The organism is Vibrio sp. OY15 (assembly GCF_000742455.1).
Taxonomy (GTDB): Bacteria; Pseudomonadota; Gammaproteobacteria; order Enterobacterales; family Vibrionaceae; genus Vibrio; species Vibrio alginolyticus.
In genome coordinates, this window is the sequence record NZ_JPIL01000007.1 from 23,333 (window position 1) to 36,328 (window position 12,996).

At 39.2% G+C, this 12,996-nt stretch carries 9 protein-coding genes; 5 read left to right on the top strand and 4 right to left on the bottom strand.

From position 1 onward, the window contains the following. Positions 1 to 74: 74 nt before the first annotated feature. Entirely contained in the window at positions 75 to 863 is a 789-nt protein-coding gene (locus tag IJ23_RS09735) for a transporter substrate-binding domain-containing protein (RefSeq protein WP_033906142.1), read from the bottom strand. A 461-nt stretch (positions 864 to 1,324) separates the two neighbouring features. On the opposite strand from IJ23_RS09735, the gene IJ23_RS09740 reads away from it, so the two are divergent. Next, positions 1,325 to 1,669 carry a DUF3316 domain-containing protein gene (locus IJ23_RS09740; RefSeq protein ID WP_005377323.1) on the top strand — a complete coding sequence of 115 codons (345 nt, stop codon included), beginning with the start codon at positions 1,325 to 1,327 and terminating at the stop codon, positions 1,667 to 1,669. Positions 1,670 to 2,273: 604 nt separating this feature from the next. Here IJ23_RS09740 and IJ23_RS09745 read toward each other — a convergent pair. Together IJ23_RS09745 and IJ23_RS09750 are read right to left on the bottom strand one after the other, a co-directional pair. Next, a complete protein-coding gene (locus IJ23_RS09745; RefSeq protein WP_033906143.1) occupies positions 2,274 to 3,248 on the bottom strand; it encodes a porin in 975 nt (324 codons plus the stop codon). A gap of 140 nt (positions 3,249 to 3,388) precedes the next feature. Further along, a complete protein-coding gene (locus IJ23_RS09750) occupies positions 3,389 to 4,312 on the bottom strand; it encodes a LysR family transcriptional regulator (RefSeq protein ID WP_005377321.1) in 924 nt (307 codons plus the stop codon). 378 nt (positions 4,313 to 4,690) lie between these two features. Between IJ23_RS09750 and IJ23_RS09755 the strand changes: the two genes are divergently transcribed. From IJ23_RS09755 to IJ23_RS09765, 3 genes are all read left to right on the top strand, one after another. Next, complete coding sequence (locus IJ23_RS09755; RefSeq protein ID WP_033906144.1) at positions 4,691 to 5,860, top strand: efflux RND transporter periplasmic adaptor subunit; 1,170 nt, start codon at positions 4,691 to 4,693, stop codon at positions 5,858 to 5,860. A gap of 12 nt (positions 5,861 to 5,872) precedes the next feature. Continuing rightward, a complete protein-coding gene (locus IJ23_RS09760; protein ID WP_005377311.1) occupies positions 5,873 to 9,013 on the top strand; it encodes an efflux RND transporter permease subunit in 3,141 nt (1,046 codons plus the stop codon). Positions 9,014 to 9,158: 145 nt separating this feature from the next. Continuing rightward, on the top strand, positions 9,159 to 10,088 hold the full coding sequence (locus IJ23_RS09765; RefSeq protein WP_033906145.1) for a LysR family transcriptional regulator: 930 nt from the start codon (positions 9,159 to 9,161) through the stop codon (positions 10,086 to 10,088). 1,232 nt (positions 10,089 to 11,320) lie between these two features. Here the strand turns inward: IJ23_RS09765 and IJ23_RS09775 are convergent. Beyond that, complete coding sequence (locus IJ23_RS09775) at positions 11,321 to 12,220, bottom strand: LysR family transcriptional regulator (protein ID WP_033906147.1); 900 nt, start codon at positions 12,218 to 12,220, stop codon at positions 11,321 to 11,323. 112 nt (positions 12,221 to 12,332) lie between these two features. On the opposite strand from IJ23_RS09775, the gene eamB reads away from it, so the two are divergent. Then, entirely contained in the window at positions 12,333 to 12,917 is a 585-nt protein-coding gene (eamB, locus tag IJ23_RS09780) for a cysteine/O-acetylserine transporter (protein ID WP_005388201.1), read from the top strand. The last annotated feature ends 79 nt before the right edge of the window (positions 12,918 to 12,996 follow it).

The following is a 12,996-nucleotide window of genomic DNA, read 5'->3' on the forward strand; positions in this document are numbered from 1 at the left end:
CTTCACAGCGCGAACCTCTTGATTGGCGAAGAACCGAGCCAGAAGCTAACCGCTCCTCTACAATAACAATATGATTACTTGACTTGCTTTAACCATTTATCGTCGTTAAACCACTTATCGTAAATGCGATCGTAAGTTCCATCGCCCTTAATTTGACGTAAATAGTTGTTTAAGAAGTTAAGCGTATCTGGATTTCCTTGCGGCACAGCCCAACCCAAAGGCTCGTAAGTAAACGGTTTAGCTAAGTGCATTAACTGCTTTTTGTTTTCCGCCACATAAATAGAGTTGTAAGGAAAGTCATAAACAAACGCATCTACCTTTCCGTTGGCAACCTCAAGTACCGCTTCAGACTGAGTTTCGTATAGATTTATCTTAGCTTTCGGAAGGTATCGTTTTACCGCTTGCTCACCCGTTGTCCCAAGCTTAGTTGCAACAACATATTCTGGACTATTGAGATCTCGGTAACTAGACACTTTACCTTCATGTTTGAGATCTACGAGAATGGATTGACCAATAACCACATAAGGATCAGCGAAATTCACCTGAGTATTTCGCATAGGTGTGATAGTCATCCCTCCCATAATCATGTGACACTTACCAGTCAACAGTGTTGGGATAATGCCATCCCATGAAGTGTTTACCGGCACAAACTTAACATCCATGGCACGCGCCATTTGCTTACCCAAATCGATATCAAACCCGATGTACTGCCCATTTTTTGCTGTCATTTCAAAAGGCATATACCCAGAATCAAAGCAGACTTTTAGCTCCCCTGTACTTTTGATGTCGTCTAAAATTGGGTCTGCATTAACCGTCGTCGAAACAGCTAACCCCAGTGCAGCAAAACACAATAACTTTTTCATGGATATTCCTTTATCATTTGTTGTAAAGTTTTTTTATACACGACAATAGAATAAAAAACCACAAACAATGACTTTTTAATCACTGGAATTTGTAGGATCGTTACTACGCTGGAAGATCTGAATGAAAATCTATACCAAGCCATTGCAATTGAATTGCATGCATTAAGTGATTAAGTTGTAGGCAGGTCACTATAACGACAAGAAACATACGCTTTGACTGAATAGTCAGCGTTTCCGAGAGTGGTTTAATTATTAACGAAACCATACAGATATTCGCTTTTTCACATTGACCGTAGTGTCAAAAGTGCTTGAGTTTTATTGTTGACAATTCTTCCATAGTTAATGGTCACAAATGTGATGTACAGCACATTTCTATAATGGCACTATCACCTTTGTCGAGAGATATTAACAAGGATTCGTTGGACATCTTGACTTTGTAATACAAATAAAAAGGTGACTATATGAAAAAACTAATGACGCTCTCATCACTATTATTATTCAGTTTATCTGCTACTGCTGGTATTCATGTCGAACACTCTACAAACAAAGTTGTTCTCAATGACTTTACGACAAAAGATGCCGCTTATAGCTCTGCGTTTGATCTTGTCGATGAATACCAAACGCTATCAAAACATGAACTTAGAAATCGTCTAAACATCATTGGAAGCGGTTTCCCTCGTGATATTGCAATCGATGATAGTAAAGTGAGAGTTGAAGAATACGCACTTAACCGTGATGAAGTTAAATATCGTGCAATCATAAACTTCGATTATCACTTCAGAACAAGTGACGGCGGTAAAAACTAAAAAATCATCTGCACCTTTACTTTCTTAGAGCCCTTCCTATTTTAAGAAAGTAAAGGTGTCTAATCATATTGAAACGACTGCTTTTCATAAATCGCTCTCTCCTTACATAAACAGTATCAATCCCTACCTCTATCGTTTACATAAAAATAATTTTTCCAATCTTCATTGAGATACATTTCGTCGTTTGGCGCTTTATCATTCACTTGGTTCGCCATATGGATTCCACATCACTTAAATGAAAAAGACCCTTGAAATTGAGTTCACTTTTTTATGAAGATTAACTCAACCTAAGATTGACAATTTTCGTTATATTTTTCTCGTTTATAGCAATATATAAAAAACTCTTTTTGTTTTAATTAACCATAAGACGTAAAAAAAAGGCAACAAGATACTTCTTGTTGCCAAAGAAAAAATCATCATTCAAAAAATATGAAAATGAAAACTAGCAGTGGACTAGCTAACAAAACAATTATATCCAAAACACTTTAACAAGTAACGATCAATATAATCCATTATATATGGATGAAAATCAGCACTTATAAAATTACACCGATAAAATAAAAAGCCTGAAAATAGTTTCAGGCTTTTTATATTTATTAATTTTTTAGAATGAATATCTCGCAGCTATTGCAAGAATATCGTCTTCATTGTCTACATCTGTAATTCTGTATTCTGCTAGTGCTTTAAAATTAGAAGTCAAATCGTACTCTGCACCTAGTGAGTAGTAATCGACGACATCTTCATCATCACGCTCTAGATTGTTATAGCCAACTAGTGCCCAAAGCTTATCTGTTACTTCATAAGTGGCAACTGCTTCAATACCGGTGTAATCAATATTACTTTCAGAACCATCTTTAGCCCAGTTTTCACCATCACTGTATAAAACAGAGGCATAAAACTTGTCGTATTCAAATGCAATAGCACCCGTTAGCAGCTCTGCATCTTCTGCACCCGATTGCCCTTCACCTTCGTTGTAACCAAGCGCAACTTTGAAGCCATATGGCAACTTGTAGTCCGCCGCCGCACCATAAGAGGCTGCATCTGTTGACACTTCATCGTTTTCAGCCTGATAGCTAACATGAATATTCAAACCTTCATAGCTTGTCGTTAGCTTAAATACTGAATCGGAGCGACCGGTACCATATAGATCCGCACTTACGCCAGCAGCTTCATTACCAAACTCCGGGAAAATATCCGTGTAGTCAGATACTAAAGTGACCGCACCGTATTGACGTCCATAACTTACTGTTCCGTAATCTGCACCAACTCCTACATAGCCTTTTCGGATATCAAATTCATCATCTTCAATCCCATCAGCATCTCTGCGATTAGACTTAAATTCCAACTCATATAAGCCGAAGGCATAAAGATCTTCATTTATTTTAGACTCACCTGCAAGTCCTACACGAATGTAGCTATTATCTCCGTCTGCATTTTTATCATCAGAGAAATAATACATCCCTTGCGCTCGGCCATGAATATTTAATACTGATTCTTGATCTTCATAAACTACGGCTGAATTTGCAGCACTTGCAGAAAAAAGTGCAGCGATTGCGATCGACGTTCTTGTCATTTTCATTTAATTACCACTACTTGTGTTGTTTGAATCGAGTGAAATTATGAACAGTGGCAATTATTTTTAAAGTGCAAATTCAACCATATTCTATGGATAAATATAAACAAGCCCTCAATCTAAAACATTATGTCCTAGTACTCATATTAGTTGAGATAATCCATCCAAACAGGAGGCGTCCCTATTATTTTTTGAACAGTATCAATGAACAGTTTGGCTAATGGTTGTTGATTTCGGTGAGTATACATTGCATATATTTCCCCTATCGCGGGAAGATTATAATCAGGAAGCAACTGTACAAGATCTTGTTTACTCAAACTCTCCTGAAGAAAGAACTGCCCTATTAAAGCATACCCTAGATCAGATTTTACGGCATCGAGCATTAACTCAGTTTCATTCACGAAGTACTGCCCGTTGATATTATACGTTCTAACGTCGCTTGATGACTGGCTTGGCGCTATACGTAGCTTATCCGCCTTAAAGTTAGCATTAGAGTATATTACTGCTGGCATTTTTATAAGCTCTTCTGGAGAGCTCGGGGTTCCATACTTATCAATAAAACTCTTCGATGCAACCAGTGCCATATTATTGCTTGCCAACTTACGTACTATCATGTTGGACTCTCGGATTGGTCCGATACGAAACACAACATCAAAACCTTCGTGGATAACATCGACTCGATTATCATCGAGCAGCAGCTCTACAGTAATGTTTGGGTACTGTTTTATAAACTCTTTAACTGCCTGATTTAAGTATGCTCTGCCAAAGAAAGTGGAGCTTGATATTTTCAAGTTACCCTTCGGTTCATCCTGAAATGTAGCAGCAATACTACGAGTTTCGGTTAGAACCTCTCTTACTTTCTTGGCTTGCGCCACCATCTCAACACCTGCATTGGTCAGGGATAGCGAACGCGTGGAACGGTTTAACAGCCGTAAGCCCAATTCATCCTCTAGCTTTTTGATCTGTTTTGACAAAGCTGAACGATCTATATGATTTCTGTCAGCAGCCTTAGCAAAAGTTCCGTATTCAGAGACATCCAGTAGTAATTCAAGTTGGCTTGCGAGATCCACTGCACAATTCCTTATTTAGTTTTTATTCTTTATGTGATGGGAAATGGATTTTACAAAATTAATTTCAATTTTTTATGGTTCAAATTGCATCAGTGAATTGCAAATAATGCACGAATTAAAAGCGCTTTAATTTTCGTCGCTATCTTTAGCTTCTGTTTAGTTATTCCTATCTATTATGGCTTATTACATTTAACAATACTCCACGTCTTTAAAACCCTAAACTGATCTTTTTCAAACCAAAAAATGAGCATTTTGACCAATATTTAATCGTGCATTTTTATCACTACTCTATGTTCGCTGAGGGCCTATTTACCCATAGGTACAATGAATACAATGCCGTTCCTTTTAGTATGAACAGAATCATTTAGGGCGCGACAAATGTTAAAGAAAGTTTTCGGCATTGGCCTTTTATCCGTTTTAGCTGCTTGTGCAGACGAAGAGATAACCAAAGAACCTAATACTCCCTTACCTACGATAGACGTCTCCAAAGTCATCTATGAGCCCGTTCAATCGTGGTTCACCTTTACAACAAGGCTTCAAGCCCCAGAGAAAGTTTCTTTAATGCCACGCGTTTCCGGAGTTATTGAAACGGTAGAGTTCAAAGACGGACAGAGTGTCAACAAAGGCGACTTACTCGTCACTCTTGATGATCGAACCTTCAAAGCTCAGGTCTCACGACTTGAAGCGCAAGTTAAGAGTGCTCGAGCTGCGCTAGAGCAAGCAGCAAACGAACAAAAGAGAGCCGCTCAACTTGTTAAGCGAAAGGCCATCTCGGCGGAACAAGCAGAGGCCCGAGATACCGCAGTAAAACAACGCTCTGCAGAACTAATGGCCTTGCGTGCTCAGTTAGAATCCGCAAAGTTAGATCTTGAGTTTACGAAGATATATGCTCCTATTAGCGGCACTATTTCAAGAGCATTCATTACTAAAGGAAACAATGTAAACGCAAATCAAAGCGTTATATCAAACATTGTCTCTAACGATCAGGTATATGCATACTTTGATGTCGATGAGCGAACTTGGAACCGTTACTTCTCGACAATCAATGCCGACTCTAACTTACCTACTCGTCTTGAACTATCTGGACAAAATGGGCAGGTGTTTTTTGGACGCGTTGACTTTGTCGACAACTCCATCAACGAAAACACCGGTACTTTGCAGGTTCGAGCGGTATTCGATGCAACAAAATCAAACTTAAAAGTGGGATCGTTTGGCCGAGTTCAGATATCAACAACCAAACCAGTTGAACGAGTTCTCGTTCCAGAGCGTTCTATTGGCACAGATCTAGAAAACCGCTTTGTATTAACACTCAATGAAGAGAATACGTTGCAATACAGCATCGTAACCTTAGGCGAACGTTACGGAACATTTCGTGCTATCGAGAATGGCTTGAACGCCGACTCAATTATTGCGGTAAATGGCCCAGCAAAAGTTGGCCCAAATAGCAAAGTCAAACCAAAAAATGTCACGCTAGATATTAGCAATACTTCATTGATTATGGCTTCAAACTCAACATCGTTGCCAAACAAACGTTTAGCTCAAGACTAAGAAGACAACCGAATGAAATTTGCACACTTTTTTATTCAAAGACCCATATTTGCCTCTATGTTATCGCTATTGATATTAATAGTAGGCGCAATTTCACTTTTACAGTTGCCTGTGAGTGAATATCCAGAGGTTGTCCCTCCTACAGTCGTAGTTACAGCAAACTATCCTGGTGCGAACCCAAAAGTAATCGCAGAAACAGTTGCTACGCCTCTGGAGCAAGAAATTAATGGTACAGAAAACATGTTATATATGTTTTCGCAGGCAACCAGTGACGGCAGAATGACATTGACCGTAACCTTTGCTTTAGGTACGGACTTGGACAAAGCTCAGGTTCAAATTCAAAACCGCGTCACTACAGCTTTGCCCCGATTACCAGAAGCCGTCCAACGGTTAGGAGTTGTTGCCGAAAAAGCCTCTCCTGATCTCACTATGGTTGTGCATATATATTCTCCAGATTCTAGCCGTGAAGTCAGTTATTTAGCTAACTACGCTAATTTAAACTTGAAAGATGAGATAGCTCGACTCGGAGGCGTTGGTGATGTGCGCCTTTTCGGTGGTGATGAGTACTCAATGCGCTTGTGGTTAAATCCAGATGAGCTCGCTTCTAGAAATCTAACCGTAATGGACGTTGTCTCCGCCGTCCGATCTCAAAACCAACAGGTGGCAGCAGGCTCATTAGGTGCGCAACCAGCCGCTAATGAAAACCAATTCCAAGTTTTGTTGAACGTAAAGGGCCGTTTGGAGAATATTGATGAATTCAACGACATTGTAGTAAAAGTTGACGAAACAGGGGCTTTGACACGTCTTAAAGACGTTGCACGCGTAGAGCTAGGTCAAAACTCTTATGCACTGCGCGCCTTGTTAAATGGTAAACCAGCGGTGGCGATGCCCGTATTCCAGCGCCCTGGTGCTAATGCTATTGAGCTATCTAATCAGGTTCGCTCAACCATGGACCGTTTACAAGCAGCCTTTCCAGCTGGAGTTTCATATGAAATAGCCTACGACCCGACCGTCTTTGTTCGTGGATCGATAGACGCAGTGGTTCATACTCTGCTAGAGGCAATTGTACTAGTTGTTGTTGTAGTCATTTTGTTTTTGCAAACATGGCGCGCGTCTATCATCCCTATCATTGCGGTGCCTGTTTCATTAATCGGTACGTTCGCCGTAATGCAAATGCTTGGAGTATCGATTAACACGCTTTCGTTGTTTGGGCTTGTTCTCGCCATAGGCATCGTCGTCGATGACGCCATTGTCGTCGTCGAAAACGTGGAACGGAACATCCATAATGGTCTTGCACCACTAGAAGCAACGAAACAAGCAATGACCGAAGTTACCGGGCCAATTATTGCAATTGCTTTAGTGTTATGTGCGGTGTTCATCCCGACGACCTTTATTACAGGGTTATCCGGTCAGTTTTATAAGCAGTTCGCACTAACAATTACGATCTCGACGATTATTTCAGCAATTAACTCGTTGACGTTATCGCCTGCTTTATCAGCACTGCTATTACAAGATAAGAACGCAAAACCCGATCGGCTAACCAAGCTATTGGATGCGGTTTTTGGTAAGTATGTTTTTGCGCCATTCAATAGAATTTTTGAGTACAGCTCGAACCAATATCAAGCTCTGGTCAAGAAGCTGATTCGCTTTAGCCTTGTTGTTGTGGTGGTATACATTGCGTTACTCGGGGGAACGGTTTCTCTATTCAAAGCGGTTCCTGGAGGATTCATTCCTCAACAAGATAAGCAGTATTTAGTTGCGATCGCCCAACTTCCAGATGCAGCAAGTTTAGATAGAACAGAGTCCGTTATTAAAGAAATGGAAAACCTCGCGCTGGCAACACCTGGCGTAGCACAAACCATTTCTTTCCCAGGCTTATCGGTCAATGGTTTTACTAACAGTCCGAATAGTGGCATCGTTTTTGTTACGCTTGAGGACTTCGATAAACGAAATGATCCAACTCTCGGAGCAAATGCGATTGTTGCATCTTTGAATAAGAGCTTTTCAATCATTGATGAAGCCTTCGTTGCGATTTTTCCACCACCACCAATCCAAGGACTTGGCTCTACTGGCGGCTTTAAACTTCAAATCGAAGACCGTGCGAACAAGGGGTTTGATGAGCTCTTCAAGCAATTGAACTTGGTAATAAGTGAGGCATCAACAAGACCCGAGCTGATGGGATTATATTCCACATTTCGTATACAAGTGCCGCAGATGGACATCCAAATAGATCGTGAACAAGCGATGCTGCAAGGTGTTCCTCTAGAGCAGGTTTTTGATGCGCTTCAAGTTTATTTAGGATCATTATACGTCAATGACTTCAATATGTTTGGTAGAACATACAAAGTGAATGCCCAGGCAGACATGAACTATCGTCTCGAACCTGACCAAATACTTAACTACAAAGTAAGAAATGCTGCCGGACAAATGGTTCCTCTCGGCGCTGTACTGGAGATCATACCCACGATTGGGCCTGACCGCGTGATGCACTATAACGGCTACCCTAGTGCAGAACTAAACGGCAGTCCTGCTTTTGGTTACAGTTCTGACCAAGCCCAAACGGCTATTGAGGAAGTACTGGATCAAAACCTAGCAGAGGGAATGGTTTATGAATGGACTGATGTAACCTACCAGCAGATTTTGGCTGGTAACACGATGGTGTATATATTCCCACTTGTTGTTTTGTTAGTTTTCATGGTGCTAGCTTCGCAGTACGAGAGTTTAAAACTACCATTCGCTATCATTTTGATCGTTCCTATGACCATTTTTTCTGCACTAGCAGGTGTTTGGTTCATTGGTGGTGACAACAATATATTCACACAAATTGCTTTGATTGTCCTTGTGGCTCTAGCGTGTAAAAATGCCATCTTGATGGTGGAGTTCGCTAAAGAACTTAAAGACAATGGCCAAGATACCTTATCAGCGATTTTGGAAGCATGTCGTTTACGTCTTCGACCGATTCTAATGACATCAATTGCATTTACCGCTGGTGTTATTCCATTAATGATTGGTACAGGGGCCGGAGCGGAAATGCGACAAGCAATGGGTATTGCCGTATTCTCGGGTATGGTAGGCGTAACGGTATTTGGATTACTACTCACACCTGTTTTTTACATGTTAGTGAGTCGAAACAAAAAACGTCAAACACTATAACCATAATATAAATACTCATTTAAATTCATACTAAAGGGAGCTATTGCTCCCTTTTCTTTTGGTTATTAAGTATATTAATAATTTCTAGACAGAGCAGCAGTTATACATGAAACTAATACGCTAATATCTAACGTGGATAAACATTGTGGATTTAGCAAATAAACTACACCTGCTTTTAGAAGTCTCTAAAGCTGGATCTTTTGCAAAAGCAGCAGATGGGATGAATATCGACCGCTCTGTTTTGTCTAAACACATCAAGCAGTTAGAAGAGCACTTAGGCGTTAGGCTATTAAACAGAACGACTCGCTCTCTTTCATTAACACAAGTCGGCCAGCAAATAGTTGAAAAAGCAGACCAAATATCTCAACTCCTTGATGATACTCAACAAATAGCGGAGAACTTTCAGACTGAGCCTTCAGGGAAAGTACGAATTTCAAGCTCAACATTATTTGGAAAACTCTATCTACAACCTTCGATAGAGAAGTTTTTACATAAGTACCCAAAAGCAAGTGTTGAACTAATGCTAGATGATCTTCATGTAGACGTGATTAGAAGTAATTTTGATATTGCTTTTCGAATCGGACCTATGAGGGATTCATCAATGGTAGCAAGAAAATTAGCAAAAAATACGACTGCAATCATTGCTTCTCGAAATTTAATTGAAAAACATGGTAACCCAGAAACGCCTGATGAGTTAGTTAAGCTACCTTTTATTATTTATTCAAATGGTAATTTTATTGTCGATAAACTTAAATTCTACGACAAAGCAAAATCAGATGGTTTAGATACATATCCAATATCAGGGTCATACATGGTAAATGAAGCTGAGCTAATAATTGAAAGCGTAAAGTCAGGTCTGGGCGCAGCACTTATAGGTCAATTTATGCTCCCTAACAACCTAGAGTCTTCTAATTTAGTTCAACTTTTACCAGAATATGAAACTCAAGATTTTGGTGATATTTATGCCATGTACTCACACCGTCAGCAATCACCATTGGTTAGGGCATTCATTGATATCGTTCAAGAAGAAATTGGCATACCACCAATATGGGAAAAGCATTTCAATAAAAGCTAGGTGATTCTATTTAACCAAAATTAACAGCAAATAAAACATCAAATAAAATCAATAAGTTAAAACAGGAAAATTTAAGATTCATAGAAGTTTAATGTTAGGTGAATTAAGTTCCATTCTAAATGGCGCTTAATTCACTAAATATAAAACATTCTTGATTTATAATACTAACAAATCCATCACCTATACAAGTTACGATGTATATTAAAGAAAAACACACCTCGGTCACTAGTTTGTTAGTATATAAAATATCATATCTTATTTTTTTGGTTATTTACACGTTAGCAACGATTTATTTTAGCGTACAAATGGACAAAAGCACATCGGAGAACTCTCTTATAGAAATTACTCAAATAGCATTTGTGCTTTTTTCATCGTTAATGTGTTTGTATAAATCTAAGGAATATCTTGAACTCAAACACATATTAGTAATAATGTCTTCATTTTTTATGGTTATATTCGTTAGAGAAATGGACTACCACATAGAGCAGTATTTCTCTCACGGTTCATGGAAGTACCCTGCGTGGATTATAATAGTATCGGTCTGTTATTTTTGTTTTAACAACATAGTCAACATAAAAAATGAGGTCAAACTTTTCATTTCTCATTCTAGCTTCACGACATTAACGATTGGCTTTTTCATTGTTTTCTTATTCTCACGCTTTGCAGGGTATGGTGATTTTTGGGTCGAGTTTATGGGGAACTCATACAATAGAGACGTGAAAAACTTGGTCGAAGAAAGCTTAGAGTTACTAGGTTACGCGATACTTTTAAACGGTGTTTTACTTATTAAAGTAGAAAACCACTAAGTATAAATAAAAGTTCATAGCTTGTAGTTCAAGCTTTGAACTTTTTTGGCTAAAAAAAAGCAGCAAATTATATTTGCTGCAAATGATGAAAAAAACAATATGCGTAAGTTAACTTCCTAGCAATGGATGCGTTAACGAGTTAATAATAACGAACCGTAACAATTAAGTCTCGTTGAAAATAATCCATAAAGAATGGAATTTATTACACTGTTAATTATGTAACCTTATCTAATCTAGTTATCACACGCCGTCGTTTTTATATCTTATCTCTTTCCGTCAATAAATAGCTCTTCGCATCAGATCCCATTTATCATCCCACAACAGTCGGATTCAAAATAAAGCAATAAAAATCAATAAATTAGAAGTAGCCACTTAAAAATAAAAAGGAGTAAAAACGAAACTATGTCAGATAGAACATATTAAAGATCACCGACTCTGAGTAGAAAGCCGTTCATACTCGTTACGCATACAATCAATAAAGACTTCCATCGCCGGCGTCACACACTTCCCAGCATGATAAGCACAGAGTGGCTTGATCATCTGTGAAAACTCGGTGAACTCAAGCTCTTGTAAACTGCCCTCTTGCAACTCTTTTTCAACCGTAAAACGAGGTAAGTAAGAGATACCAATATTACTCTCAACGCAATTTTTGATCGTATTAATACTACTAAGTTCGATCATGTTGTCGATGCTAATATCACGCTCTTGAATAATGCTCTCAAACATCTGTCGAAAAAGGCACTTAGGGCCATTGCTTATAAACCCTAAATCAATATGTTGCTCTCTCTTCTTTAAATCTAGCCCTTTTAAAAGCGGCGAAGCAACCAATACCAGTGGCTCCTGCTCAAACTCGTGGACCTTGAGCGTATCGTCATTACCTACTCGATAAAACACACCTAAATCAGCTTTATCCGCTATCAACTCATCTCGAATCTGATAGCAATTTTGTGATTGCAGAGAGAGTCTGACATTGGGCGCTCTGATCCTGAACTCTTTTAAAACATTAGCCATCTTATAAGCAAGTTGAGTCTCAGCAACCAGCACTTTCAATTCACCGGTCGGCTCCGAGTTTTCTTGCTGTGCTGTTCCCTCAATATTTTCCATCACTCGCGCCAGTTCATAGACGTAAGGCAGTATCTTTTCTCCTGCTTGAGTCAAAACCATCTTACGCCCTATTTTTTCGAACAGCTGCAAAGACAGATCTTGTTCCAACTGCTTGATTTGAAAGGTGACGGTTGATTGCGTGCAATAAAGCTTCTGTGACGCTTTTAGAAACGATCCTTCTTCAACAATAGCTTTAAAAGTAAGAAAGCGTTTTAGATTCATGACTAGACTCCACAACCAACAGTTCAATAAATTAAAAGTCTAAGTTTTAATTTATTCAATTTTTTAATCAATTGTAGCGAAGTATAGTGCAGTAAAAACAGGAGAGATAGAGATGACCGCCATCTACACCGCATTTTTTACTTACGTAATCATTACTTCAATTACACCAGGGCCAAACAACATTTTATCGCTCAGCATCGCGACGCAATATGGACTAAAACGCTCAACAAAAGTGATTTCGGGGATGTTTTGTGGCTATGTTGTTTTGATGCTACTTTGTGGCGCTTTCACGTATAACATGATCAGCCTCTTGCCCGTGATTACACCTTGGCTAACATGGATTGGAGCAGCTTATATTGTTTGGTTGGCTTGGGGGCTTGCTACGAGTGAGATCAAAACTTCATCGGATAATTCTAAAGGTATCAGTTTCTTAACAGGTTTCGGTTTGCAGTTCGTTAATGTGAAAATCATTCTTTATGGAATTACCTCTATTTCTACGTTCGTACTGCCCCACACGCAGAATATCTACTGGATCTTAGCGACTAGCCTCATTCTTGCTTTGATCGCACTTCTTAGCAACGTAGTTTGGGCCGTTGCAGGAAAGCTACTTCAATCGCAATTCCAGAGATATGGCAAAGTCATCAATATGAGCTTAGCAGCAGCTCTGATCTATTGTGCGACACAGTTATTTACTTAAGTATATAGTTGATCATCAAGAACAATATTGCTCTTCAACTTAGACGACTACGTTTATGTGAAGAGCAAATTCTGCTCTA